Origin of the sequence: Paenibacillus glycanilyticus (assembly GCF_023715145.1) — a bacterium.
Taxonomy (GTDB): domain Bacteria; phylum Bacillota; class Bacilli; order Paenibacillales; family Paenibacillaceae; genus Pristimantibacillus; species Pristimantibacillus glycanilyticus_A.
Map to the genome: position 1 here is coordinate 411,995 of NZ_JAMBNP010000002.1, position 24,931 is coordinate 436,925.

The window sequence follows — 24,931 nt, forward strand, 5'->3', positions numbered from 1 at the left end:
CTGCATTCCGGCAATATTTCTTCAAAATGTCATTCCCTCTATCCTCCATTCTCGAAATCTCCCATTGATTTGTACAAATCATCACTCTCTCCATCCATATAAATGGCGATATCCTCAATTGCCCCTTCCCAATTGCCCATCCGATTGCACGTTTTGCCCATATCGAGCCAAAGCTCTCTCCATTACATTGTGGATGTAGCCATTTTCACTACACAATAAACGGAGGTAGGGTCATGAAAAGATGGGTAGCAGGTTCGCTCAGCATCGCGTTGCTGGGAACCATGCTCGCAGCGTGTTCTTCTAATAATGATAAGAACAGCGGGAGCAGCAATACGGGAAATAACGGCAGCAATGCTTCGGAACAACCGGCGGAAGCAACAACCTATCCGATTAAGACGGATAAGACGCTCTCGTACTGGGGCGAGATTAACGGTCAGCTTATCGGGGTGAAGGAGTCTCATAAGGATATCCCGTTCTTCCAGGAATGGCAGAAGGTAACCGGCGTACCGCTGGAATTTACGGAGCCGCCAACCGGCCAAGTGAAGGAAGCCTTTAACGTCATGCTTGCTTCGGGCAAGCTGCCCGATATGGTGGAATACAACTTCATCGGCGACTTCCCGGGCGGTCCCGAGAAAGCGATTCAGGACGGCTATATCGTGAAGCTGAACGATCTGATCGACAAATACGCGCCTAACCTGAAGAAATACCTGCAGGATAATCCGGACATCGACAAAATGGTGAAGACGGACAGCGGCAGCTATTACGCATTCCCGTTCATTCGCGGCGACGAGTACCTTAGGGTCTTCCAAGGTCCCATTATTCGCAAGGACTGGCTTGATGAGCTTGGCCTGCCGGTACCGGAAACGATCGACGATTGGACAGCAGCGCTCACCGCATTCAAAGAGAAGAAAGGTGCAGCGGCGCCGCTTACCTTCAACAGCAAACCGCGCTTCTTCAACGATGGCGGCAACGGTGCCTTCATGGGCGCGTTTGGCGTAACCCGCGGCTTCTACCAAGAGGATGGCAAGGTTGTGTTCGGTCCGGAGCAAGCAGGCTACAAAGAGTATCTGGCGTTATTCCGCGACTGGTATTCGAAAGGCCTGATTGACAAGAACATCGCAACGGCGGATACCAAATCAGTGGACGGCAACATCGCATCCGGCGCAACAGGCGCATCGATCGGCAATGCCGGCGGCGGGATTGGCAAATGGCAGCCGCTTGTGGAAGCGAAGGATCCGAAGGCCGTTCTCGTCGGCGCGCCTTACCCGGTTCTGAAGAAAGGCGACACGCCAAAATTCGGTCAGCATAACACGGCTTACGCTTCCGAAGGCACGGTAGCGATTACAACGCAAGCGAAAGATCCCGAGCTCGCTGTCAAAATGCTCGACTTCGGCTACAGCGTAGAAGGCGGCTTGTTCTTCAACTTCGGTACCGAGGGCGTCAGCTACAACATGAAGGACGGCTATCCGACTTATACGGATCTGCTGTTGAAGAATCCGGACAAGCTGGCTCCTGCACAAGCGATCTCGCTGTATGCGCGGGGCAGCTACAATGGTCCATTCGTTCAAGATAAACGTTATGCGGAGCAGTTCTTCGCTCTTCAAACGCAGCGCGACGCTGTATCGACATGGCAGAAAACGGACGCAGCGAAATACCAGCTGCCGCCCATTACGCCATCGCCGGAGGAATCCTCCGAGTATGCGGCCATCATGAACGACGTGAATACGCTGATCGACGAAATGTCCCTCAAGATCATTCTGGGAACAGAGCCGGTTGACGCGTTTGATAAGTATGTGGAAAAGATGAAATCGCTGAATTTGGATCGCGCGATTGAGATTCAGCAAGCGGCTCTTGACCGTTATAACAGCCGTTAATAGATAGAAGTTAGAGGAGGAGAGGGCCCAGCCTTCTCCCTCTCCCTCAATATGGAGCGAGGTGAATACCGACGTGGGCACGAAAAACCGCTATATCCGCGATTTCAAGCTGAACAAACTGCTGTATCTGATGATGCTTCCTGTTCTCGCGTATTATATTATTTTTCACTACATTCCGATGTACGGGGCGTTAATTGCATTTAAAGACTATTCGCCAATGAAGGGCATTCTGGGCAGCGATTGGGTTGGCCTCAAGCATTTCCACGATTTCTTCAGCAGCTATTACTTTACTCGGATCCTTAAGAATACGCTTGTCATCAGCTTGTACTCGTTAATCTTTGAGTTCCCCGCACCTATTCTGCTGGCGCTGCTCATCAACGAAGTTCGCAACAGGACATTCAAACGGGTAGCCCAGACGATAACGTATATGCCTTATTTTATCTCTTTGGTCGTTATTTGCGGGATCATTACCGATTTTACGAACGCTGACGGCATTATTAATAGATTGTTTATGCTATTTGGGTATGACGGCCAGGCCATGCTGCAGAAGCCGGAGCTGTTCCGTCCGATTTATATTTTGTCGGAGATCTGGCAGCGGATCGGCTGGGAGTCGATTATTTATATCGCTGCGCTGATGAGTATCGATCAGGAGCAGTACGAAGCGGCAAGGATGGACGGCGCAAGCCGGCTGAAGCAGATTTTCTACATTACGCTTCCCGGCATCCTGCCCACGATTACGATCATGTTTATCCTGCGGATGGGCAATATGCTTAACGTTGGTTTCGAGAAAATCATTCTGTTATACAATCCGGTGACGTACAATACGGCGGATGTCATCTCGTCCTTCGTCTACCGGAAAGGTTTATTGGAATTTGGATGGAGCTACAGCTCGGCGGTCGGACTATTCAACTCCGTGGTTAACCTTGCCTTGCTCGTAACCGCCAATTATATCAGCCGCAAGGTGAATAAAAGCAGCTTATGGTGAGGTGAGAGTTGATGCAGATAAAAGCGACTTTTTCCGAGAGAGTGTTTGACGTCATTGTATATGCCGTTCTTACACTATTGATCGTGTCGACGTTATATCCGCTGTTATATGTCTTATTCGCTTCTTTCAGCGATGCGGGACGGCTTGTAGCTAATAAAGGCATTCTATGGCATCCGCTCGGATTAAGCCTGGATGCGTACACAAGCGTATTCAAGAACCCGGGGATTACGACCGGCTATAAAAATACGCTGTTTATTCTGGTATTCGGCACCGTGCTTAACCTGATTATGACCGCTCTGGGCGCTTACGTGTTATCCCGCAGAGACGTGTTATGGAACAATCTGTTTATGGGACTGATTCTGGTCACGATGTTTTTCGGGGGCGGATTAATTCCGCTGTACCTGGTTGTAAAAGGCGTTGGCCTTCTCAATACGTTATGGGCAACAATTATCCCGTTTGCGATCAGCACCTTTAATCTAATCATTATGCGTACAGCCTTTAAGGGCATTCCGGAGGCGCTTGAGGAGTCGGCGAAGATCGACGGGGCGAATCATTTTACAATCTTGTTCCGGATCATTATCCCTCTCTCGATGCCCGTTATCGCGGTTATGATTCTGTATTACGCGGTAGACAAATGGAACGGCTGGTTTTACGCGTCCATCTTCATCCGGAGCCGCGAGCTGTTCCCGCTGCAGCTCGTATTGCGCGAGATTCTGATCGCCAACTCGACCGACAGCATGTCGTCAGGCGCATCCGCAGGAGACCGGTTCCAGATCGGCGAAACGATTAAATACGCGACCATTATGGTAGCGACGGTTCCGATTCTATGCGTCTATCCGTTCGTGCAGCGCTTCTTCGTGAAGGGCGTTATGGTAGGCTCGGTAAAAGGCTAGCTTGTTCAAATCAAATCCGGGAGGCAGGACCATGCAGGTAAGCTCAACGCAAAGCAAATTAGATCTATCGCTTATTTGGAAACAGCTTGAAGAGAAAGTAGACCGGATGATCGTTCAAATCGGGAATAAGTCTCCGCATGTCGCAAAGGCTGACGGAATCTATGATGATCAACGAGTCGACTGGTGGACTTCGGGCTTCTGGCCGGGCATTCTGTGGCTGATGAACGAAATGACCGGCGAGGAGAAATATAAGTCGGCAGCGTGGGAATGGGACGAGAAGCTGGAGAGGCAGATGCTTGTCCCGAACTCCTTCGACCATGATGTAGGCTTCCACTTCCTGCCGACAGCGGTCGCGAAGTACCGGATCACAGGAGATAAAGAAGCACGGCGCCGCGGCTTGTACGCCGCAAACTTTATGGCCGGGCGCTTTAATCTGAACGGCCGGTTCATCCGCGCCTGGAACAGCGACATGCATGGCTGGTCGATTATCGATACCTGCATGAATCTGTCCCTTTTATATTGGGCTTCGGCGGAGAGCGGCGATCCGCGGTTTGCTCAAATCGCAAGCGCGCATGCGGATACCGTATTACGCTGCTTCATTCGCGAGGACGGCTCGGTGAACCATATTGTCTGCTTTGATCCGGAGACCGGCGATTTCGACCAGGTGCGCGGCGGACAAGGAGCAGCGCCTAATTCCGGCTGGAGCCGCGGTGCATCATGGGCCTTGTACGGCATGGCGAACACTTACCGCTATACCGGCAATATTGATTATTTGCGGGCAGCGCAGCGCGTCGCTCATTACTTTATTGCCAATCTGCCGGAGGATCATGTTCCCCACTGGGATTTCCGGGCATCCGAGCAGATGGACGAAGAGCCGCGAGATACATCGGCAGGTGCCATTGCGGCTTCCGGTCTGATTGAACTGGCTGCTCTCTTGACGGAAAAGGAAGGCCGCGTCTACCGTGAAGCGGCGCAGCGGATTCTCGGTTCCCTCTACGCGAACTACGGTACATGGAACGAGCCTTCGCATGAAGCGATTCTGAAGCATGGCACAGGTCATAAACCGGCCGGGCAAAATGTCGACGTGTCACTTATCTACGGAGATTACTTCTTTGTTGAGGCCATTGCCAAGCTGAACGGCTGGAAGCAGCGCATGTTCTAATCGCTTTACGGCTTTATCCCCTAATAGCCCGATTGGATGATTCCATCGGGCTATTTGTGCTGTTTTCGGCGGCAAGTTGAGCTATCGTCAATCGTTTTGCACATATTGCAACTTCCTCTGGCCTCTTTTCTATGCTTATAATAGGGTTCTATAAACTCTTAAGTACAGGCGAGGAGATCTTGGCTTGAATATTCGATCCATATGGCAGAAACGGAAGAGCATTATCGTGACATGGCTCATCTCCTATTGCGCGGTATTATTCGTACCGATTCTAATTAGCTTAATTGTATATTCGCAGTCGGGTGCGGCGCTTCGGAGCGAGATTCACCGCGCCAACGACTCGCTGCTTAAGCAGGTCGGATATACAATCGACAATCAGGTAGATCAGATGAAAAGGCTGACGATGGAGCTGACCTGGAATGCGCGGCTTCAGACCCTGATGTATTCGAGCAGGTCGGAGGCGGATGCGCAATTTGACGCTTATCAGCTTGTGAAGGAATTTCAAACCTATCAGACCTCTTATGCATCTATCGATGAATTCTATGTGACATGGGAGCGGGAGCATGCGGTATTGCGCTCCGGCAATGTCCGGGATATGAAGACGGCTTTTGAGACCCTTCACGATACGGGGCGGATGAAATATAACGACTGGCAGAATGCCGTCGAGAATTCGGAGCATAATCAATTTACCCTGATGCCACTTACGGAAGCCGGAGCTACTCAATCCTCGATTGCCTATATTACTCATTTGCCGAAGGATTTGAACGGCAGGCAAGCCGGAACGGTTGTCGTGATGACGGATTTGGCCAGATTCCAGAATGCGATCAAGAGCATTTCGGGCTTTAGCGGCGGATATGTATTGATCCTGAACCGCAGCAATGAAGTGCTGCTGTCCAATCTGCCGAAGAAGCAAGGCGAAGAGGTTGTGCTGCAAAAGGTGCGAAGCGGCGGCGAGGAGATGCCGACTTCGATGAAGTATGGAGACTCGGAAATCTTTTACCTGCAATCGTCCGTATCGGATCTCAAGTATGCGCTTGTTATTCCAAGCAGCATCTACTGGCAGAAGGCGGAATATGTACGCAAGCTTACGTTAGTCAGCATATTGATCAGCGTCATGGGAGCGGGCGTGCTCACCTGGTTCTTTATGCGCCGCAACTATTCGCCGATTCAGCAGCTTGTCCAGTCGCTGACGGACAAGAATAGCACCGAGGAGCATACGGAATGGAATGAGCTGAACTTCATTCAGCGGGCGGTCAGCAAGGCGAGGAACGAGAAGGATAATATTGCGATGCAGCTTCAGATGCATCATCATGTGCTGCGGTCGAATATGCTGAGCAGGCTGCTGAAGGGACGTCTGGATTCGCCTATCCCGTACGAGGAAGCGTTCAAGACGTATCGCATGGAACAGATTTCGGATGATTACGCCGTTATCTTATTTGTAATCGAGAATGATGAAAGCCTTTACGAGAAGCTGCCGGGCATCGACGGTAACGAACGGAGAAGATTCCTGCAATTCATTATCAGCAATGTCGTGGAGGAGCTTGCCGGACGTTACGGTCATGCGGGATACGTGTCCGAGGTGGATGACATGATGGCCTGCCTTGTGAATTTGACCTGTGAGAGCGTTACGGAGGAGGATTACAAGAAAGAGCTGCATGGGATCGCGACAGAGGCGCAGCGCTTCCTGAAGCGTTATGATCTGGATTTGACGGTGGCGATCAGCGGCAGGCATAGTACGCTTCCAGGTATTGCAGCTGCCTATAGCGAAGCGGTGGATGCCATGGAGTACAAAATGGTGCTCGGCAAAAAAGGCATCATTACGTATGACGATATCCGCAAGGCACCGTCGGATGCGGTGCAGTTCGGCTATTATTATCCCCTGCAGGCCGAGCAGCAGCTGATCAACCTGATTAAGATCGGCGATTTCGATCAAGCCTCTGCTTTTATGCAGGAGATAACGGAGCGGAACTTCCGGCAGCCGATGATGAACTTAACGCTGGCCAAATGCTTCATGTTTAATATGGCTGGCACCATGGTGAAGGCGATTAATGAACTAGGCGACGGCAAAGGCAGCGTTCTGAACGATAATCCGAATTGGATGGACAGGATTATGGCTTGCGATACCGTTCAGGAGATGCGGCAGGAGCTCCATTCTTTGCTGAAGGATGTATGCGCTTTCGCCTCTACAAGGCTGGAAACCAATATGACGCATGAACGAGCGGAGTCGATCCGCGATCTGTCAGCCCGTGTTGCCGGCTATATCGAGGCGAATTACGGCGATTCCAACATGAACGTGAATACAATTGGCGAGCACTTTGATCTGAAGGGCAGCTATCTGTCCAAGCTGTTTAAGACGCAGACGGGAGAAGGGCTGCTCGACTATCTGCATAAATACCGGATCCTTCAAGCCAAGCAGCGAATGACGGAGCGCCAGGAATCCGTGAATGAAGCATCGAAGGCAGTAGGCTATAACGATGCGGCAACATTCATCCGGGTATTCAAGAAATATGAAGGCATTACGCCTGGCAAATACAAGGAAATGAATTAGGGGGAACGGGCTTAATGAAGAACTATCGCATAATTACGATCCTCCTGATCGCCGCTTTAACGATTGGCTGCCTGGCAGGCTGCAAGTCGGATAATCATGCCGGCCAAGCCGGGAAGTCTCCAACAGCATCAGGCGATACGCTCACCTATTGGGCAGAGCTGAACGGCAATGCGGCTAGCGTGAAACCGCGCTTCCAGGACGTTCCATTCTTCCAGGAATGGCAGAAGCGCACCGGCGTCAACCTGCGGTTCATTCAGCCGCCCTCCAATCAGGCGAAGCAGGCTTTAAATGTGATGCTGGCGTCGGGCGAGCTGCCGGATATGATCGAATATGAATGGGCAACCTTCCCCGGGGGTCCGGAGAAAGCGATAAAAGACGGTTACATTCTAAGGCTAAATGATCTGATTGATCAGTATGCGCCTAATCTGAAGCGGTACTTGAGCGAGCATCCGGATATCGATAAGCAGATCAAGACAGCGGATGGCAGTTACTATGTGTTCCCCTTCATTCAAGGGGATGCCAAGTTGCGCACGTATCAAGGTCCAATCATCCGCAAGGATTGGCTGGAGGAGCTTGAACTGCCAGTCCCGGTGACGATCGGCGACTGGTATACGGTGCTTAAGACATTCAAGGAGAAAAAAGGAGTAAAAGCGCCTTTAACGTTCCTCAGTACGCCCAGCCCCTTGTTTGGGGTCGAGAATGGTGCCTTCGTCGGGGCGTTTGGCGTGAAAAAGGGCTTCTATTTGAAAAACGGACAGGTTAAGTTCGGACCAATCGAGCCAGGTTATAAACAGTTTCTTTCCTTGTTCCAGGAATGGTATGCGGAAGGGTTGATAGACCGCAACATCGCAACGGTGGATACCCGGACGATTGATTCCAGCATGATGTCGGGAAGAAGCGGCGCAAGCATTTGGAATGCGGGCTCCGGGATCGGCACCTGGCTGCCGCTGCTCAAGGAGAAGGATCCGAAGGCCGAGTTTATAGCCGCGCCATATCCGGTGCTCCATGCGGGGGAAAGGCCGATGTTCGGCCAGCGGGTAAATCCTTATATGAGCAGCGGGGGTGTCGCGATCTCCGCGAAGAGCAGTCATGCCGTAGAAGCCGTGCGCATGCTGGATTACGGCTATGGAGAAGAGGGCCATCTTCTGTTCAACTTTGGCATGGAAGGCGTGAGTTATACCATGAAGGACGGCAAGCCGACCTATACCGATCTGATTCTGCACAATCCCGATAAGCTTGCCCCGTCGCAGGCGATTGCGATGTACAGCAGAGCAAGCTATTTTGGACCGTTCGTCCAGGATGTAGCTTACATGGAGCAATATTATATGCTGCAGGAGCAGAAGGACGCGGTGGACATCTGGTCCGATACCGATGCGGAGACCTACATGCTGCCGCCGGTTCAGAAGACGGAGAGGGAAAGCGCGGAGTTCTCGGCTATTATGCAGGATGTCACAACGCTTGTCGATGAAATGTCATTGAGGATCATTCTTGGAATTGATCCTCTTGATTCCTTCGAGGATTACGTGGCCAAGTTCAAAGCGCTGAACATCGACCGGGCGATTGCGATCCAGAAGGCCGCAGTTGACCGCTATAACGCGGATTAGCCCATTTGATAGAATGTATACAAGTAAACAAGCATCGCGCCCCTTATGTGCATAAGATAGAGAGATTTAAGGCAGAAAGGGGTGGCGAGAGTTGCAGTTAGTCATGGTTTGCTCGGTCAGCGGAATTATCGGCTCCGTGATTACGTTTGCATTCGGCGGATGGATGGAATCTTTGACATTATTGGTTGTAGCGATGGGAATAGACTATGTTTCTGGCATAACCGCGTCAATTAAAGAAGGGAGAGGATTGAACAGCTTTTTTGGAGCCTGGGGGCTTGCGCGCAAAGGGATGATGCTTCTCGTCATTCTTCTTGCACATCGTGTTGATATTTTGCTTGAATTGGGTAATGTAACTATGGGAGCGGCTATTTATTTCTATATCGCAAATGAGATCATTTCCATTATAGAGAACTATGGCCGGATAGGTCTTCCGCTTCCTGACCGATTACGCAAAATCATTGAAGTGCTGAAGGAAAAAGGGAAGTAAGAATAGGGTTGCGCCGAACACGGTGTCTTCGCTATAATGAGAACAAGTGTTCGATTTATAGGAGGCGATAGCAATGGCTATCCGGTATGCTGATGTGCAGGTGAGGGAGCATGGGGCTCCGGCCTATTTGACGGATGAGGATACAGCGCTGGTGCAGCGCTATATCCTCCTTGGAATTGTGATGCTCATATTGGATCATGATATAGGGGTGATGGGGACGGGCTCAATAAAGCTGCCTAGGCTGTATGAATCGCTGCTGCGGGGCATACAGGACAGGGTGCTGCTGGAGCAGGCTTCACTGCGCCTGCAGTTCAGGAAGACGGGCATCAAGCTAATGGAAGAACGACGATTGAAGGACGGACTTGAGACGGTCTACATATGCCGCGGCACCCATCACCGCTGTTTCCTGCTATGGACTTATTTGAAGGCGGAATCCGAGCAGGTGATCAAGCAATTTTTTAAAGGATAAGTCACAAAAAGTTCATTGTTTTGTCATATTCGGGAAAAAACTTTTCCTGATTCTGCAGTTTAAGGTTGAGAACTTCGGACGATCTTATGTAATATAAGAATTAAATTAAACACTTAAGATCGCAAAGGGGAGCACGTAGCAATGCACAAATGGATCATGTTCGTACTATTATCAGCGGCCTCTCTTCTGGGAGTATATTTGCTGACTTTCGGCCTCCCAGCCAAGCCGGTAGACGAATCCGCTTCACTTCCTGAAGGCACTGTATTGGTTAAGGTTGAGGCGAACAGCGACTTTACTTTCAGCGAAGCAGAGTACAAAGTTAAAGTCGGCGATAAAGTTATCCTGAAGCTGCAAAATAAAAGCGGTATCCACGGTTTGAAGATCGACGCGCTGAACGTTGATCTGGAAGGTGACAACCTTGAAACAAACCTGGAGTTTGACAAGCCGGGTGAATATGAGATCCATTGCTCCGTACCATGCGGTGTTGGCCATGCCGAAATGAAAACGAAGCTGATCGTTGAAGCAGCATAATAACAAGAGAAGAGGAGCCCAGGGGCTCCTCTTTCGATTTGTATCAGGCTCTGCTGCGATCGCGGTCATTGCTTCTTCCGCGCTCAATCAATTTGTCGGCTATGAATCCGAGGAATGCCCAGGCGGCCACCGTTAGAATATACATCAGAAGTACGTTGACATCGTGGATGTCAACAAACAAATCCACGAGCCATGCCGGAGGGCTGAACATAAAAAACACGAAATTATGCGGGTCGTAACCGGTTGAATTATAGACACATAGTGCAAGTCCTATGAGGGTAGCTACAAACATAACGGGAAAGCGCATAACGTACCGATCCTTTCTCAGGCTAATGTTGCCGTAATGCGACTGCTTGGGTTATTATGTGACAAAAGGATATTTGTCATTCGACAAGTTGAAGGGAGCATTGTTCATTTATGGTTACGCATATCGTATTGTTCAAGCTGAAAGACGGAAGCGCGGATAGCGTGGAGCGCACGGCACAAGTATTGCGTGATATGGAAGGCAAGATTGATGAACTGAAATCGATCGAGGTTGGACTTGACGTTATCCATTCGGCACGCTCTTATGATATCGCGCTTATTACGAAGTTCGAGTCGCTTGAGGCGCTCGAAGCGTATCAGGTTCACCCTGTACATAAAAAGGTAATTGACCATATGAACGAAGTTCGCGAGGCTTCTGTCGCTGTTGACTTCGTAAGCTAATTCGGCAAGGGAGCGCGGACCGTTCATGGGAGACGTCTTTGAAATTATGACTTATCTGATCATCATCCTCATCAGCAGCGTTGTGATGGTGGCATGGCTCAAACGAAAAGGGAAAAAGAAGAAAGCAAGGCTGAAAGCGGGCGAATAAGGTATGTATTATGTAAATCAAGAGCAAATAGCGGTCAGACTTAACAGCATCCCGGATGTTGCGGCGGCACTCGAAGAGCTGGGTTCAAACTGGAAGGGCACTTTGCTCGAAGGCTTGGCGCAGGAGAGAGCTATACATCTCGCGATTGAGACCGTTACGGATGTTGGCAGTTACCTGATTGACGGATTTATTCTGAGGGACGCGAGCAGCTATGAGGATATTGTTGAAATAACGGGTGAAGCCGGGGCATTCCCCGAGGAGATGCTGCCATTCTTGATTGAGCTGGTCAAGCTCCGCAAACCGCTGGTCCAGGATTATTACAGCTGGCCAAGGGAAGAGCTTCATCCGATGACGCGCGATCTCCCGGGGCAGCTGCGTCTGTTTGGCGAGTCTGTCCAGAAGTATTTGGAGCACGAGCTGCCGAACGAATCCGATTTACGAAAAGATTGAAATACGATACAATGACCCTAACAATGCCTGCGAAGGTGGTGATGGGTTGATGCTGGAGAAACAGCGTGTGATGGAGACGGAATCCCGCAGCGTGGAAGGGACGACACGGGGCCGAATCCTGCTTTTGTTGAAGACAAACGGACGGTTAAGTGCAGGGCAGCTGTCCGGCGAGCTTGGTTTAACCGAAATGGCGGTTAGGCGGCATATGTATGCGCTGGAGCGTGAGGGCAGCATCAGCGTAGTCTCCGTTAAGCAGGCCATGGGGCGGCCCGTTCATGCTTATGAGCTGACGAGGCTTGCCGATGACCGGTTTCCCAAGAATTACAATTTGCTTGCGCTTGATCTTCTTGAAGAGCTTGCGGAGGACCCGGAGACGGCGGGACTGATTACCCGGATGTTCGAGGGCCGTCAGAAGAAGCTGCTAGACCGGTATGAACCGCGAATGACCGGCAAGAATCTGGCACAGAAGGTCATGGAGCTTGAAGTCATTCAGAATGCCGGCGGTTATATGGCGAAGGTGGAAGACAAGGATAACGGTCAATACGTTCTCCATGAATATAATTGCCCGATTGCGCAAGTAGCGGGTAAATACGAGCAGGCATGCAGCTGCGAGCTGTCCTTGTTCGAATCCTTGCTGCAAACGAAGGTGGAGCGGACGGAATGCCTCGCCAAGGGCGGGGGAAGATGCAGCTATCTCATTGGAACGAGTCATTAAGCTAACGGTTCTTAACGGACCGTTAGCTTTTTTTATTTGTGCCTGTTGTGTCAGGTCAAGCCCATGCTGCTTATAATGGCAATACGAAATGGGCATTCGCCCGCTTTGACAAAAGGAGGGAATGTTCATGACGGTTATGGAATGGAGTGCGCTGATTGCGGCAATCACCTTTGTTATTCTTGCTGCTGGCCTCTTGATTGGCGTTCGTACCGCTCTTGTCAGGCTGGCAAAGCTGCAGCTCTCGGCGGAGGCGATGCAGGCGGATCTGAAGCAAACTTCGGGTAAAATGGGAGCATTCGCGGATTCGGCCCAGCAAACCGTCCAGACCGCTCATCATCAGCTGCAGCAGGCGAACCGGCTGTTTGAAGCGGTCGGCGAGATCGGGGATACGATCGGGCATACAACGACCGCAATCCATCGAGTGTCCAGCGTCATTTCGCAGTCCGCAGTGAAACATGCGGAAAGCGCGGCGGCCGAGCGGCAAGCGAGCTCCATGCTGGAATGGATGGAGCTTGGTATGGCTTTCTGGCAGCAATGGCAGACTAACCGTAAACGTTATGAACCCTCCAACAACGGGCAGGGCGAATAGTTCTAATTTGAAGGGAGCGATTTTGACATGGCAAGAGGTAAACAAACAAAAGGGTTTCTGTTTGGCGCAATAGCAGGTGGCATCATTGGTTCGGTAACGGCGTTGTTGTTTGCGCCTAAAGCGGGCAAGGAGCTGCGCCAGGATATTTCGGACGGAGCGAGAAGAGTGCAGGAGCAAACGGCAAGAGCGGCTGGGCAAGTATCGGATACAACGGTAAGAATCGCGAAACAAATCGGCAATCAGGCAACTGAGCTTGCCGATACGGCCAAAGCTGCAGCCGGAGCGGCTGTATCAAGCGTGAAGCAGCGCCGCGCTGAACTGGCCGGTGCAGTTGACGAAGTAACGGATGAAGTGACGGAGGCTTTCGAAGATAAGGTCGAAGAGGTATTCGAGGACGCGAAAGAGCTTCAAACAATCAACTAATCAAGGTTTACGTAACGTATCGAAGTCGGTTGCTGCATCATCGACAGAAGCCAGCGATTTCCTTGAACCTTGTCCGCAATTGAGATAAGATGTTGTAGGTACGTTTTTGTACCTGGTTTCATATAGTATTGAAGCTTTAAGGTCCCCTTTACAACAAAGTTCAAGAAAGCGGTGTGTTTGTGCAGCAACCGATTGCGATACTAGACTCAGGCGTAGGCGGCCTCACCGTCGCCAGAGAGGTCATGCGCCAGCTGCCGCGTGAGAGAATCGTTTATTTTGGCGACACAGCCAGAGCTCCTTACGGTCCCCGCGATCCGGAGGAAGTGACTCGTTTTACGCGTGAAATCGTAGATTATCTCATTCAATTTCGTCCTAAAATGATAGTTATAGCTTGTAATACCGCTACCGCATTTGCTTTAGAGGATATTCGCGAAATGGTCAACATACCGGTTGTGGGTGTGATTAAGCCAGGTGCAAGAGCGGCGATTGGCCGTTCGCTTACTGGCTGCATTGGCGTCATCGGCACGGAAGGAACGATCAACAGCGGCGCTTACGAGGATGCTTTGCGGGAAATTTCCCCGCATGTGCATGTCATTAGCGAAGCTTGCCCTCTATTTGTTCCGCTGGTGGAGAAAGGGAATTTCCGTTCCTTCGAGACCTATGAGGCGATCCGCAGATCGATTGGACATCTTCGCAAATTTCCGATGGACAGCTTGATTCTGGGCTGTACCCATTATCCGTTCCTCTCCGAAGTCATTCAGGAGGTTATTGGTCCCAGCATTAACCTGATCAGCTCAGCTGATGAGACAGCCCGAGAAGTCAGCACGATTCTTCAAGACCAAGAGAGGCTGTCTCGCGGTGAAGTATTGCCGGTCCATCAATTCTTCTGCAGCGGCGATCCTCTTATATTCAAGTCGATTGCCCAGCAATGGCTTGGAGAACAAATTGAACTGACACCGGTCGTATGGCAAGTGCCGCAGATCGGGTAACAAATGAAATAATGGCTGTCCTGAATCGCCTTTCGAGGCGAGAGGGGCAGCTTTTCTCGTTTTACGCGCTTTGCAAGCCTTGGTCCTGGAATGCGGTGCTCTTCCCTTGAATAGCATGATAAAAGGTTACATCCAATGTACGGGATATCAAGGAGGAACGCGGGCATGACAGAGTTGGTGAACGGGCAATACGGGTACAGGGAAATGGTGGCGGATTGCGACAGGCTGATGCGGGCTTATCCTTTTGTCCGGGGATATGTGATAGGACATAGCGTGCTTGGCAGGCCGATTGTAGCGCTCAAATGCGGGGAAGGCGCCAAGCGTATTCATATGAACGGTTCCTTCCATGCGAATGAATGGATTACAACTCCACTGCTGATGAGATTTGTAGAGGAATGGGGCGAAGCATGCGCAAGGGATGGCGTTCTGTTCGGGGAACGGGCATGCCAGCTATACCGGGAGGCTGAATTATGGATCGTTCCAATGGTGAACCCGGACGGGGTTCAGCTTGCGCTGGAAGGCATCGACGCGGATAATCCGTTCCGGCAGCAGCTGCTTGCATGGAACAAAGGCTCCGGGCGGTTTGACCAATGGAAAGCCAATATACGCGGAGTGGACTTAAATGATCAATTTCCTGCCCATTGGGAGGAGGAGCGGCTTCGCAGAGGGATGGAGGGGCCGGGTCCCCGCGATTTTCCCGGTCCCTTTCCATTAAGCGAGCCTGAAGCGCAGGCGCTTGCCCGCCTGACGCAGACGCTGCAATTCGACTCCGTTCTTGCTCTGCATACGCAAGGCGAGGAGATTTACTGGAACTACCGGGAGTATGAGCCGGAGCAGGCTGAAGAACTTGCAGACCGGCTTGGCCGGGCCAGCGGCTACAAGCCGGTGAAGCTGACCGGAAGCGATGCCGGGTATAAGGATTGGTTCATTCAGCGGTTCCGGCGGCCGGGCTTCACCGTTGAAGCGGGATACGGCGTGAATCCTCTGCCTTCCGAAGAGTTCGATTCCATTTATTCCAAGATTGGACCATTGCTAACCGAGTTTTTGCGGCTGCACCGCTGATCGGCTGAAAAGATGCTTCCAAGGCACACCTATGCTATAATGTTCGGCAAAAGCTATTGAAGGTGGTGTGCCTCATGCGTAAATGGTTATCGCTTCGGCATTGGAAGAGCACATTTGTCCGGATCTATAAGCTGATCATCTCACGAGATGTTGCTATTACTGACAAATTATTATTTCTTGTTCCGGTTATTCTATATTGGGTACTGCCGGACGCGCTCCCTTTTGTTCCGGTTGACGATATCGCGGTAACGATGCTGCTTGCCGAATGGTTTGCCCGGAGAATGGAGAAGAAGTATAATAGGATCAGGTAATGTTAACCAAACGACCGTATATTTAAGCTAATTTTATAAGGAGTGGACAGGACATGAATGTCAAAATTACGCGTAACGCAGCAAAAGTACTGAAATTGGAATTGGACAAGCCTGAGAACGAAGGCAAGAAGCTTCGCGTATACGTGACGCATTCGCATGGCGATCATGCCCATTACGGGATGGCGATTGACGAGCCTAACGAGAAGGATGTCGTTGTATCGACCGACAAAGAAATCGATGTAATTCTCGAGAAGGACAACGAATTCCTCGACGGCGTACGCATCGATTACTTCTACGTGCCGGAAGAAGGCTTTGCGGTAACGAATCCGTCCAAAGGCAACAGCGGCGATCATTAAGAGCAGGAATAGATAGGCTCGGAATGGAAAGACTCAACATCAGATGTTGGGTCTTTTTTTTGAATGTTATCAGTCAGGGAAGTTGGTGTTTGCGGATGATTCGCCATGCTCGTTATTATCTCTTCGGGATGATTATTGTCTTATTATTTGTCCTGGCAGCGGAGCTGATCTGGCTCCCTGCACCGCTGCGGACTTCCTCCGGGATGCTCTGGATTGATATGATCGACGAACTGCTGTACGGGCTTGCGATTATACCGTTGTTCTGGGGATTCGGAGCCCTGACTGGGATCAGGCGGTTATGGAGTGATCGCGGTTCTTACGGCAGGCCAAGACGAAGCTGGATGCTGCTGCTCATTCGCGGGCTGCTGTTAGCGGTAAGCGCAGCTGGACTCTTGTTCCTGCTCATGAAGCCGGATGAGCTCATCATCGGGCTTGGCGTGCTTGGGGTTGCTCTCCTTCTGCTGTTTGCCGATCTGATCTGGAGCGACACGGTTTATCGCCGGCTTGTTGGTACAGGCGGAGGACTCCGATGGCCTTGGCGAAGCTTGGCATGGCTGCTGGTGACGGCTGCTCTATTTGGCTGCCTGGCTTATCCGACGAACTATAATGTCACTTATCCAGGTCTTACGATGGCGATGAACCGGTATGCGCATGTGGACGGAGGGAAGCCGGAGGGCAGCATCAGCGGGGTGCTTGTGTTCGAGCGGATTGCCGTTCCGGCGGATTGGCTCTACGCCAAGCTGCTGCCGAAGTACAGCTTCGAGAAGAGAAGCAAGGATGAGCCTCCTTTAACGGAATCCTACTCGGAAGTCGTGCAGATGAAGCAGGGCGCTGACGACGTGGCAGGGGCTATCGCGATGGGCAAGGCTGGCATTGGAAAAGGCATTGAACTGACCGGAGCCAGAGTGCTTGCCATTGCCGACAATGCTCCGGCCAAATCCCTGATCAAAGCAGGCGATGTCATTATTGCACTAAACGGCAAGTCAATCAGCAATATGACCGAGCTGACGGATTATATGGTGAATCAGGTCAAGCCCGGAGATCGGGTTGAGGTTACGCTCCGGCGCGGCCAGGAGACGGTTAAGGTTCAGGTGCCGACAGGCGAGGCTGAAGCGGCGGGAGACCTGCCGAAGCGCGCGGCATTTGGCATCGGGGCACAGAATGATTGGCATGCGGATATTCCGCGCCAGATTGAGTACCGCCACTATATCGCGCATATTGGCGGCCCATCCCATGGCGCCATGCTTACGCTGGCGCTGATTGACCAGTTAACGCCGGGCGGAGTAACCCACGGCGTGCGTGTTGCCGGCACCGGTACGATCGAGCCGGATGGCTCGATTGGCCTTGTTGGCGGCATACCGCAGAAGGCATACGCCGTCAGCCGAACCGATGCCGATGTGTTTTTCGTGCCGGTGGCTTCTCTTGAGGAAGCAAAGGCCGCTGCTCCCGGTCTAAACATCGTGCCGGTAAAGACAATTGATGAGGTGCTGGATTGGCTGAAGGCTCATCCGCGAGCATAAAAAAGGGCTGTCCCCTGAGGTCATGACGACCGGAGGGGACAGCCCTTCTTGCTGCGGCGCGGCGCTACTTGCCCGCGCCGCCTGTATCGGCGGCGGTTTCCTTGCCGCCGTCCGCGCTTGCCTCTACGGCGGCTGCGCGGAAGGACGCAATCAAATCGTGCTGTACGATTTGATCAGACATGGACAGCTCGGTGCGCGCGTCTTCCACCGCGCCGAGGCAGTTCTGCACATCGCCCAGCGCATTCGCGGCGATGTTCCAGCACTTCCCATTGCCTGCGACGTTATCGCTGGAAGGCATGTAGTAGACGGTGCCGTCGGTGAAGGCACCGTTACGCTGTACGACCAGCTTGCTATGCGGCTGGCTCGTAATAAGCGGCTGACCAAGCAGCGTCTTGTCAGCTGTCGAGATGCCAAGCAGATGCAGAATCGTTGGCGTCACATCCAGCTGGCCGCCTACGTTTGTATGCGTGCCGGCATATTTGCCGTCCGGCAGATGGACGATAAACGGCACCTGCTTCAGAATCAGTTCGCGCTGCAGGTCATTAAGCGGCTGTCCGAGGAACGTCTCGAACAAGCTCCAATCCCGAATGGAATTGTCATGATCGCCGTACATGGCAACAATCGTTTTGTCCCAGAGTCCTTCGGCCTTCAAACGTTCGATGAAGGTGCCGATGGAAGCATCCACGTAATGGACAGCCTGCAAATAATCACCCATTAAAGTGCCGTCCAGTTCGCCGACATTCAACTTTTGCTCCGACTCCGGCATCGTAAACGGATAATGGCTCGAGAGCGTAATCATGAATGAATAGAACGGCTGTTGCTGCATGGCGATAATATCGGCCGACTGGCGGAAGAAAGAAGTATCGCCAAGCGACCAGCCAACCGGCTCGTCGATTTGATAGTTCTTTTTGCTATAGAACGTGTCATAGTCCATATTCGCATACATCGTATTCCGGTTCCAGAACCCGCCCTCATAGGCATGGTAAGCGGCTGTCGAATAGCCGTTGTCCTTGAGGGTGCTGCTCATGCAGTTATACTGATGATTCGCGTACTGGATAAATACGGAGCCGCTCATCATCGGCTGCAGCGAGCAGTTGCTCAGGAAATCCGCGTCCGAGGTGCGGCCTTGCGCCGTCTGGTGATAGAACTGGCTGAAATACGCGCTTTCCTTCACCAGCTTATTCAGATTTGGCGTAATTTCCTGGCCTCCGATCGACTTGCCGATCATGAAGTTCTGGAACGCTTCCATCTGAATGAGAATGACATTGCTGCCTTTGTATTCGCCAAACGTGGGATCGGACTCCAGCGCTTGGCGGTTATCGCCGCGTGCTTCCTTCCAGGCCAGCGCCTCCGCCGTTTCCTCGGCTGAGGCCTGCTCGGAGTCGATCCAATGCAGCTTCGCGTAGCGGTACATATCATAGCCATGGAAGCCGACAATGCCGGTTACGTTATAGAGCGAGACATTCCACCAGTTGCCGTCGAAGAGACCAAGCGCCCATGTTTTCTTCGCTTCGTTCACGTTTCCAACCGACATTGAAATCCCGATCGCAAAGATCGCGGCACTGACCGCCACCCGAATGATGACTTTGCGCCATAGCGACGGCCGCCGTTGAGAGGAATAGCCATACTCATAGGAATCTTTGCGAAGATCTGAGCGGCCTTTCCAGATTACGTAAACGGCGAACGGAATGATGAGCAGCCAATCGGCTGCCAGCAGAAAATCCTTCGCATGCAACAGCGTCCCGATGCTTTCGCCAAGCGAATCCACTTGGCTTGCCTGCATAAGCACGGGTACCGAGATGAAATCCTGGAAGTAACGGTAATAGATCAGATCGGCATACATGATGAACGATAGCAGTAAGTCAAGCACGATGAGAGCTATAATTCGGCCGCGTGTCGGCAGCCAAAACGTCCAGAAGGTGACAAGTCCAAGCGTTCCAATCGCAACAACGGTATCATAACCGTCCATGTCCATATTCGGAACATGAATTAACCGGTTGAACAAGAGCTGCTTGAGCAGCATGACAATAAAAAAGAGTAAAACGTCGACGCCCTTCAGGCGGTTCAGCCAGTCCAGCGTGAAACGCGCCAAGCGGCGTGCGGCGTTAGGTCGTTCGGTATAACTTAGCATAAATATTAATAATCCTTTCAGTTATTTCCGGGGAGGCAGCGGGCCAAAGAACTGATAATAGTTACACTGGATGCGGCCGTTAAACAGCTTCCGCTTCTTGTCTGCAGGCTTGCCGAAATAATGCTCCACGCTTGCAGAAGGACTGATCGCAAAGAACGACCATGTCGGCAAATAAAGCGCGGACCGGCCGAATTGCATCAGGGCCATCTCCGCATCCTTGTCATCGCCTAACCGCTCGCCATAAGGCGGGTTCGTAATGATAACCCCGTAATCGCCCTCCGGCTTGATCTTTGCAACCGGCATCACCTTTAACTTAATTTCTTTGCCAAATCCGGCTTTTTTAACCGCGGCTTCCGCAATTTCTATCGCATAAGGGTCAATATCGGAGCCTGCAATTTGCAACGGGATATCATCCTTGACCGCATCAAAGGCTTCCTCGCGCGCTTCATCCCACAGCTCGTGAGGGACAAGCGGCCATCCTTCGGCGTTAAATGAACGGCGAAGGCCAGGGGCAATATTCCATGCGATCATCGCAGCTTCGACCAGAATGGTGCCGGAGCCGCAGAACGGATCATACAGCGGGCGTTCCGGCGTCCAGCGGCTGAGATCAACAAGAGCGGCCGCCATCGTTTCGCGGATTGGCGCCTCTGTGGATACTTTACGGTAGCCGCGCTGATGAAGGCCTGCTCCGGTTGTGTCGAGCGTAAGCATCGCCATGTCATTCATAAGGGTAACCTCAATGACATAACGTCCGCCGTCTTCATGGAACCATTCGGTACCGTAGCGGTCCTTCATTTTCTCAACAACGGCTTTCTTTACGATGCTTTGGCAAGCTGGAACGCTTGTAAGCTGCGATTTCTGCGAGCGGCCGTTTACCGGGAATTCTCCGTCCTCGGGAATCCATTCCGGCCATTCCAATGCCTTTGTTCCTTCGAACAGCTCCTCGAAGGTTGTTGCTTTGAATTCGCCCATATTCACGAGAATCCGTCCCGCGGTACGGAGCCACAAGTTCGTGCGGCAAATATCAATCGGCTGCCCGGTGAAACGGACGCGTCCGTTCTCCACCTGGAGGTCTGTGTAGCCGAGATTTTTCAGCTCGCGCGCAACGACCGCTTCCAGTCCCATCGGTGCGGTAGCGATCAGGTTAATCGTCGTCATTATCTGCATTCTCCCCTTACCTGTGAAAACATGAGTTGTATCCACACGGTCAAAATCATACAATCAAGTATAGGACAAACAGGGTAGCTTTTACAAATTGTAAAAATAGAGAGGTTGAGAGTAAATTGACGGACGAACAATATGTTGACGGGCTATTTGGCGAGGATGAGGATCTGGTCCGCACAAAAAAAGGAATTGCCGAGCGCGGCATGCCCGATATATCGATTGCTGACGGTTATGGAAGGCTGCTGACGATGCTGGCCGCAATGTCAGGGGCCAAGACCGCCCTTGAGATTGGCGCGCTTGGCGGCTACAGCGGGATCTGTATTGCGCGCGGGCTTGCCGCTGGAGGACTCCTTACTTCATTAGAGCTTAAAGCGGAATATGCGGAAATAGCCAACACGCATATGACGGAAGCAGGACTTGGCGACGCCGTCGAATACATCGTTGGAGATGCGCGCGAAAGCCTCGCGAGGCTGCGGGAAGAGGGAAGAACATTCGATTTCTTCTTTATTGATGCGGATAAGGAAGGCTACCCGGTTTACCTGGAGCACGCGATTGCGCTTGCCAATCCGGGCGCAGTGATTATCGGTGACAACATCCTGCTGAGGGGACGTACAACGGATCCGGCCAAAGAAGGTCCATCGGTCAAAGCCGTGCGTCATTTCAATCAGCAGATTGCGAGCGATGAACGTCTAATGAGTACCGTTCTCCCGGGCTACGACGGTCTGGCGATTGCGATTGTGAAATAATCATATGGGGATGCGGAAGGGCAAGCGATGCGGGAGTATCGCTTGCCCTTTTTTTGTGCTGTCCTTGCCAAGGAGTATTTTTGAATTTTAGTTCTTGCGACTTATTTTATTTGTTTGGTATCTATGAAAATAGAACTACATTTCATGGAAAATAAAGCTAGATTATAGTAAGATGGAAGTAGTTTCAACTCTATTAAAAAAGCTTGCGGATCGTAGGTGCTGATGTTGATTAGAAGCCGAAATGGAACAGAGGAATCGGGCTTCAGCCTGTTGGAGGTACTGGCTGCGCTCGTTGTGTTGTCGGTTGTAAGTCTGGTGCTCACATCCTTTTTCACGAATGCACTTACTTATGCGAAAGGCAATCAGAGCAAGACCGTGATGGTCAATCTGGCTCGCAATGCGTTGTTTTATATGGAGAAACAGTCCTTTGAACCGATTCAGGCTTATTTTGCGGACTCCTCGCACACCGCAATCAGCTGCCGGATTTCCGGCTGCGATGCTCTAGTCAGCCCATTGGCTGAAGATGCCTCCATCTTGCAGCAGATCCTTAATCCCAATATTAACGGTGTGCAGTACACGATATCCGTCATTTACCAACGGGAAATGCATAACGATATGCTTCATGATCCCGATCAGAAGAATATGGCGGAGGAGCTTCTGCCCGTCATGGTGAGGGTAGATAGGGCGGGCGGAACAGCCAGCGCGCGCAACCGGGCGGAAGTGGAGGGATATATCGCCAGTGAGAGAGTTCGTTAAGAGATGGCGTAAGGATGAGAAGGGCTTGACCTTGGTCGAGCTTATTGCGGCAATGACCTTGTTATCGATTGTAGCCGGCATTATTTTTTCGGTTGTTACATATGGCATCAAGACCTATAGCCGCATCGAGACGGAGAATGCCTTGCGCGATGACGCGGATCTGCTGATGTCCTCCATTATTACGGAGCTGTATTCTTATGGTCCGGATTCGATAGCGCGTGATGACGATGGAATCATATTGGTACGCGATAACGGCACAAAGGAAGAGCTGCGGATTTTTTTCGAAGATAGGCAGCTGCATATCGGGGACCGGATAGTTGACACTAGATCGGCTGTTGAGCTGCCGGATCAGGCCGTACCCGCGGCATCCGCTTCAGCCATTCAGCTGACATGCAGGACAAGCGCCGACGAATGCAGCAGCGGTCTTATCGAGATCCGGCTGGTGCTGGAGCAGAATCGCATCGGGCGTGATCAGCAGCTGACTCTGGAAAGCAAATTTGGTTTTTAGGGGGAAGGGTGCATGCCAAACGTGAAGGAGCGCGGTTACGCGCTGGTTATGGTCTTGTTTATGATCTTGATGCTGACGATTCTGGGCACGGCGGTTGTCAGTTCTACGCTGGGCGGGGCAACACGGGCAGAGACGCGGGAAAATGACGTGCAGAGCCTTCATTTGGCCGAGAAAACGTTAAGTGAAGCAGCCTCCTATCTCGTCACGAAGTACGACGGCAGGGAAGATATCGCTCCCGAGGAGCTCTCGCATCTGATACAGACCGGTGTGGACGAATTGGAAGATATGACGACCCATACCGATCTGCCGGGAGCCAGCGGAAGAATTACAGCCATCACAACGGAGCAGGTAAGCGTTGGCGACCAGACCAGCTACAAGCTGAACCTGACAGCAGAGGCAGTGGTCAACCATGTAAAAAGGCAGCTTACCCAGCAGATTACGATAGGGGCGTATCCGGATTTTCTGAATTATGCTTTTGGTTCGGAGAATGACGTCATAATAAACGGTGCTGCCTATGGTCTTGGCAATATTTATGCCGGTCACGAGTTTCTGATCGATAACACCGCGAAATACGTTTATAACAATGACCCGAATAAAACAAAAGAAACGAAGTATCCGTATTTTGAAAAGGGCAACATCTATATTCAGAACATGGACTCCATTAGGGTAATGGACAAGCTCAGCGGCAAATATCAGCCCTACGCCAGAACGAATCTGACTTTACAGCAGATTCTTGGGGTGGACAATAGCAAGATTCAGCTTCGCGACCAGACAAAATTCATTTCGATTAACGTAGCGGAGTCGTTTATCGATAAGGCAGAAGAAGCAACGAACGTAGATCGGAGCAACATTAAGGCCGCAGTGGATTACGGCCTGACGCATAGCGGAGAATCGGGCAGGTTCAACAATCTTTCCGCTGTCCTGAGGGCAGGAAGCGGCGTGGTAACCACCTCGGGTCCTCCGGTTAAGCCAAGCTTGCCTACGGATTTGGATGATACCGCAGCCATGGAGGCCTATAATAAAGCTCTTGCGGAGTATGAAGCCTATTTCGTACAGTTTAACTCGCTTTCCAGTACTGTCCTGTATAACGGCAATTTGACATTGGACGGCTTGGATTACACAAGCTTGGTCTATACCGAGTCTGCCAAGAAGGATTATCATAAGTGGCTGATCGTAAACGGAGATTTGACGATTTCCAACTATTCCAACGATCCGCTGGTGGTAAAGGCGAATATTCTGGTTACTGGCAATGTATTTATCAGCGATACGATTAAGGTGGACTCCACGATTTTTTCTCTGGGAAGTACAACCATTGAAGACGCGCAAATACAAGGTATTCAGAAAGATGGAGAGCGCCAAAAGCTAATCCTGATTTCAAAAGGACCGGTGCTGGTTAACAAGGTTGATTCGTTTGGGGATTTCGGCGAGTATAAACAAGATAATCCCAAGATACTTGATGCCTTCTTCTACACGGATGAAGACGCTGAGCTGTATGGAGTAGGTTCGATCTTCTGGCTGAGGGGAGGCTTCTTCTCCAAAGGTGATTTAACGATAAATGCCGTTCTGGGCAAGGCCACTGATGGAGGCTCGGATATTATGTTTGAGCAACAGAGCACTCTTGCCAAGGAAGACTCGCGATTCATCATCAACTACGACTATGATTTCTTCGAGAATCAATACGAAGGCTTGCCCCGCGTCAAGAAGCTAAGCGTTATCGTAGGGAAAAAGCAGCTGTTAACCTCATCAGGAACATGAAGCACTGCGTGAAATAATTTCAGAAGTCATTGTATACGACTTTTGAAACA

27 protein-coding genes are annotated in these 24,931 nt (G+C 51.3%); 24 read left to right on the forward strand and 3 right to left on the reverse strand.

What is annotated here, in order from left to right; all coding sequences use genetic code 11:
• Positions 1-233: 233 nt before the first annotated feature.
• The 9 genes from M3194_RS07075 (at position 234) to M3194_RS07115 (ending at position 10,553) form a co-directional block, all read left to right on the forward strand.
• Positions 234-1,874, forward strand: coding sequence for a type 2 periplasmic-binding domain-containing protein (locus M3194_RS07075; protein ID WP_251652730.1), 1,641 nt, complete (start codon positions 234-236; stop codon positions 1,872-1,874).
• A gap of 130 nt (positions 1,875-2,004) precedes the next feature.
• Positions 2,005-2,859 (forward strand): ABC transporter permease, encoded by an 855-nt coding sequence (locus tag M3194_RS07080; RefSeq protein ID WP_251653195.1) that lies wholly within the window; start codon positions 2,005-2,007, stop codon positions 2,857-2,859.
• 11 nt (positions 2,860-2,870) lie between these two features.
• On the forward strand, positions 2,871-3,752 hold the full coding sequence (locus M3194_RS07085; RefSeq protein ID WP_251652731.1) for a carbohydrate ABC transporter permease: 882 nt from the start codon (positions 2,871-2,873) through the stop codon (positions 3,750-3,752).
• A 31-nt stretch (positions 3,753-3,783) separates the two neighbouring features.
• A complete protein-coding gene (locus M3194_RS07090; protein ID WP_251652732.1) occupies positions 3,784-4,914 on the forward strand; it encodes a glycoside hydrolase family 88 protein in 1,131 nt (376 codons plus the stop codon).
• A gap of 184 nt (positions 4,915-5,098) precedes the next feature.
• Positions 5,099-7,462, forward strand: coding sequence for a helix-turn-helix domain-containing protein (locus tag M3194_RS07095; protein ID WP_251652733.1), 2,364 nt, complete (start codon positions 5,099-5,101; stop codon positions 7,460-7,462).
• Between the two features lie 14 nt (positions 7,463-7,476).
• Positions 7,477-9,066, forward strand: a complete 1,590-nt coding sequence (locus tag M3194_RS07100; RefSeq protein ID WP_251652734.1) for an extracellular solute-binding protein — start codon at positions 7,477-7,479, stop codon at positions 9,064-9,066.
• Positions 9,067-9,157: 91 nt separating this feature from the next.
• Positions 9,158-9,553 (forward strand): phage holin family protein, encoded by a 396-nt coding sequence (locus tag M3194_RS07105; RefSeq protein WP_251652735.1) that lies wholly within the window; start codon positions 9,158-9,160, stop codon positions 9,551-9,553.
• A gap of 73 nt (positions 9,554-9,626) precedes the next feature.
• Complete coding sequence (locus M3194_RS07110) at positions 9,627-10,022, forward strand: hypothetical protein (protein ID WP_251652736.1); 396 nt, start codon at positions 9,627-9,629, stop codon at positions 10,020-10,022.
• A 141-nt stretch (positions 10,023-10,163) separates the two neighbouring features.
• A complete protein-coding gene (locus M3194_RS07115) occupies positions 10,164-10,553 on the forward strand; it encodes a cupredoxin domain-containing protein (RefSeq protein WP_251652737.1) in 390 nt (129 codons plus the stop codon).
• A 43-nt stretch (positions 10,554-10,596) separates the two neighbouring features.
• On the opposite strand, the gene M3194_RS07120 is transcribed toward M3194_RS07115, so the two are convergent.
• The gene (locus M3194_RS07120; RefSeq protein ID WP_251652738.1) at positions 10,597-10,860 is read right to left on the reverse strand and encodes a hypothetical protein; all 264 of its coding nucleotides are present in this window, start codon (positions 10,858-10,860) and stop codon (positions 10,597-10,599) included.
• A 110-nt stretch (positions 10,861-10,970) separates the two neighbouring features.
• Between M3194_RS07120 and M3194_RS07125 the strand changes: the two genes are divergently transcribed.
• The 11 genes from M3194_RS07125 to M3194_RS07170 all read left to right on the forward strand — a co-directional run bounded on the left by M3194_RS07125 (position 10,971) and on the right by M3194_RS07170 (position 17,821).
• A complete protein-coding gene (locus tag M3194_RS07125) occupies positions 10,971-11,258 on the forward strand; it encodes a Dabb family protein (RefSeq protein ID WP_251652739.1) in 288 nt (95 codons plus the stop codon).
• A gap of 25 nt (positions 11,259-11,283) precedes the next feature.
• Entirely contained in the window at positions 11,284-11,406 is a 123-nt protein-coding gene (locus M3194_RS31215; protein ID WP_281248420.1) for a hypothetical protein, read from the forward strand.
• Between the two features lie 3 nt (positions 11,407-11,409).
• Entirely contained in the window at positions 11,410-11,856 is a 447-nt protein-coding gene (locus M3194_RS07130; RefSeq protein ID WP_251652740.1) for a DUF86 domain-containing protein, read from the forward strand.
• 49 nt (positions 11,857-11,905) lie between these two features.
• Positions 11,906-12,571: a helix-turn-helix transcriptional regulator gene (locus M3194_RS07135; RefSeq protein WP_251652741.1), complete on the forward strand. Its 666-nt coding sequence runs from the start codon at positions 11,906-11,908 to the stop codon at positions 12,569-12,571.
• 127 nt (positions 12,572-12,698) lie between these two features.
• Positions 12,699-13,160 carry a DUF948 domain-containing protein gene (locus M3194_RS07140; protein WP_251652742.1) on the forward strand — a complete coding sequence of 154 codons (462 nt, stop codon included), beginning with the start codon at positions 12,699-12,701 and terminating at the stop codon, positions 13,158-13,160.
• A gap of 27 nt (positions 13,161-13,187) precedes the next feature.
• Entirely contained in the window at positions 13,188-13,583 is a 396-nt protein-coding gene (locus M3194_RS07145; protein WP_251652743.1) for a YtxH domain-containing protein, read from the forward strand.
• Positions 13,584-13,762: 179 nt separating this feature from the next.
• Complete coding sequence (racE, locus tag M3194_RS07150; RefSeq protein ID WP_311289941.1) at positions 13,763-14,572, forward strand: glutamate racemase; 810 nt, start codon at positions 13,763-13,765, stop codon at positions 14,570-14,572.
• Positions 14,573-14,737: 165 nt separating this feature from the next.
• Complete coding sequence (locus M3194_RS07155; RefSeq protein ID WP_251652745.1) at positions 14,738-15,634, forward strand: M14 family metallopeptidase; 897 nt, start codon at positions 14,738-14,740, stop codon at positions 15,632-15,634.
• A gap of 74 nt (positions 15,635-15,708) precedes the next feature.
• On the forward strand, positions 15,709-15,945 hold the full coding sequence (locus tag M3194_RS07160; RefSeq protein ID WP_091188724.1) for a hypothetical protein: 237 nt from the start codon (positions 15,709-15,711) through the stop codon (positions 15,943-15,945).
• 53 nt (positions 15,946-15,998) lie between these two features.
• Positions 15,999-16,301: an iron-sulfur cluster assembly accessory protein gene (locus M3194_RS07165; protein ID WP_127496923.1), complete on the forward strand. Its 303-nt coding sequence runs from the start codon at positions 15,999-16,001 to the stop codon at positions 16,299-16,301.
• Positions 16,302-16,396: 95 nt separating this feature from the next.
• Positions 16,397-17,821: a PDZ domain-containing protein gene (locus M3194_RS07170; RefSeq protein ID WP_251652746.1), complete on the forward strand. Its 1,425-nt coding sequence runs from the start codon at positions 16,397-16,399 to the stop codon at positions 17,819-17,821.
• A 64-nt stretch (positions 17,822-17,885) separates the two neighbouring features.
• Here the strand turns inward: M3194_RS07170 and M3194_RS07175 are convergent, their stop codons facing one another.
• Both M3194_RS07175 and M3194_RS07180 read right to left on the reverse strand, forming a co-directional pair.
• A complete protein-coding gene (locus M3194_RS07175) occupies positions 17,886-19,952 on the reverse strand; it encodes an LTA synthase family protein (RefSeq protein ID WP_251652747.1) in 2,067 nt (688 codons plus the stop codon).
• A gap of 21 nt (positions 19,953-19,973) precedes the next feature.
• The gene (locus M3194_RS07180; protein ID WP_251652748.1) at positions 19,974-21,110 is read right to left on the reverse strand and encodes a THUMP domain-containing class I SAM-dependent RNA methyltransferase; all 1,137 of its coding nucleotides are present in this window, start codon (positions 21,108-21,110) and stop codon (positions 19,974-19,976) included.
• A gap of 125 nt (positions 21,111-21,235) precedes the next feature.
• Between M3194_RS07180 and M3194_RS07185 the strand changes: the two genes are divergently transcribed.
• The 4 genes from M3194_RS07185 (at position 21,236) to M3194_RS07200 (ending at position 24,881) form a co-directional block, all read left to right on the forward strand.
• Complete coding sequence (locus M3194_RS07185) at positions 21,236-21,862, forward strand: O-methyltransferase (protein ID WP_251652749.1); 627 nt, start codon at positions 21,236-21,238, stop codon at positions 21,860-21,862.
• 222 nt (positions 21,863-22,084) lie between these two features.
• Positions 22,085-22,618, forward strand: a complete 534-nt coding sequence (locus M3194_RS07190) for a prepilin-type N-terminal cleavage/methylation domain-containing protein (RefSeq protein ID WP_251652750.1) — start codon at positions 22,085-22,087, stop codon at positions 22,616-22,618.
• Positions 22,602-23,126, forward strand: coding sequence for a PulJ/GspJ family protein (locus tag M3194_RS07195; RefSeq protein ID WP_251652751.1), 525 nt, complete (start codon positions 22,602-22,604; stop codon positions 23,124-23,126). Before M3194_RS07190 ends, M3194_RS07195 begins: the two co-directional genes overlap by 17 nt.
• 12 nt (positions 23,127-23,138) lie before the next feature.
• The gene (locus tag M3194_RS07200; RefSeq protein WP_251652752.1) at positions 23,139-24,881 is read left to right on the forward strand and encodes a hypothetical protein; all 1,743 of its coding nucleotides are present in this window, start codon (positions 23,139-23,141) and stop codon (positions 24,879-24,881) included.
• Positions 24,882-24,931: the final 50 nt, after the last annotated feature.

Excerpts from the sequence above, each read along its gene's own strand:
- M3194_RS07075 (WP_251652730.1), top strand. The coding sequence starts at position 234 with ATGAAAAGATGGGTAGCAGGTTCGCTCAGCATCGCGTTGCTGGGAACC.
- M3194_RS07080 (WP_251653195.1), top strand. The coding sequence starts at position 2,005 with ATGATGCTTCCTGTTCTCGCGTATTATATTATTTTTCACTACATTCCG.
- M3194_RS07085 (WP_251652731.1), top strand. The coding sequence starts at position 2,871 with ATGCAGATAAAAGCGACTTTTTCCGAGAGAGTGTTTGACGTCATTGTA.
- M3194_RS07090 (WP_251652732.1), top strand. The coding sequence starts at position 3,784 with ATGCAGGTAAGCTCAACGCAAAGCAAATTAGATCTATCGCTTATTTGG.
- M3194_RS07100 (WP_251652734.1), top strand. The coding sequence starts at position 7,477 with ATGAAGAACTATCGCATAATTACGATCCTCCTGATCGCCGCTTTAACG.
- M3194_RS07110 (WP_251652736.1), top strand. The coding sequence starts at position 9,627 with ATGGCTATCCGGTATGCTGATGTGCAGGTGAGGGAGCATGGGGCTCCG.
- M3194_RS07115 (WP_251652737.1), top strand. The coding sequence starts at position 10,164 with ATGCACAAATGGATCATGTTCGTACTATTATCAGCGGCCTCTCTTCTG.
- M3194_RS07120 (WP_251652738.1), bottom strand. The coding sequence starts at position 10,860 with ATGCGCTTTCCCGTTATGTTTGTAGCTACCCTCATAGGACTTGCACTA.
- M3194_RS07125 (WP_251652739.1), top strand. The coding sequence starts at position 10,971 with ATGGTTACGCATATCGTATTGTTCAAGCTGAAAGACGGAAGCGCGGAT.
- M3194_RS31215 (WP_281248420.1), top strand. The coding sequence starts at position 11,284 with ATGGGAGACGTCTTTGAAATTATGACTTATCTGATCATCATCCTCATC.
- M3194_RS07130 (WP_251652740.1), top strand. The coding sequence starts at position 11,410 with ATGTATTATGTAAATCAAGAGCAAATAGCGGTCAGACTTAACAGCATC.
- M3194_RS07135 (WP_251652741.1), top strand. The coding sequence starts at position 11,906 with ATGCTGGAGAAACAGCGTGTGATGGAGACGGAATCCCGCAGCGTGGAA.
- M3194_RS07140 (WP_251652742.1), top strand. The coding sequence starts at position 12,699 with ATGACGGTTATGGAATGGAGTGCGCTGATTGCGGCAATCACCTTTGTT.
- M3194_RS07145 (WP_251652743.1), top strand. The coding sequence starts at position 13,188 with ATGGCAAGAGGTAAACAAACAAAAGGGTTTCTGTTTGGCGCAATAGCA.
- M3194_RS07155 (WP_251652745.1), top strand. The coding sequence starts at position 14,738 with ATGACAGAGTTGGTGAACGGGCAATACGGGTACAGGGAAATGGTGGCG.
- M3194_RS07160 (WP_091188724.1), top strand. The coding sequence starts at position 15,709 with ATGCGTAAATGGTTATCGCTTCGGCATTGGAAGAGCACATTTGTCCGG.
- M3194_RS07165 (WP_127496923.1), top strand. The coding sequence starts at position 15,999 with ATGAATGTCAAAATTACGCGTAACGCAGCAAAAGTACTGAAATTGGAA.
- M3194_RS07170 (WP_251652746.1), top strand. The coding sequence starts at position 16,397 with ATGATTCGCCATGCTCGTTATTATCTCTTCGGGATGATTATTGTCTTA.
- M3194_RS07175 (WP_251652747.1), bottom strand. The coding sequence starts at position 19,952 with ATGCTAAGTTATACCGAACGACCTAACGCCGCACGCCGCTTGGCGCGT.
- M3194_RS07180 (WP_251652748.1), bottom strand. The coding sequence starts at position 21,110 with ATGACGACGATTAACCTGATCGCTACCGCACCGATGGGACTGGAAGCG.
- M3194_RS07190 (WP_251652750.1), top strand. The coding sequence starts at position 22,085 with ATGTTGATTAGAAGCCGAAATGGAACAGAGGAATCGGGCTTCAGCCTG.
- M3194_RS07200 (WP_251652752.1), top strand. The coding sequence starts at position 23,139 with ATGCCAAACGTGAAGGAGCGCGGTTACGCGCTGGTTATGGTCTTGTTT.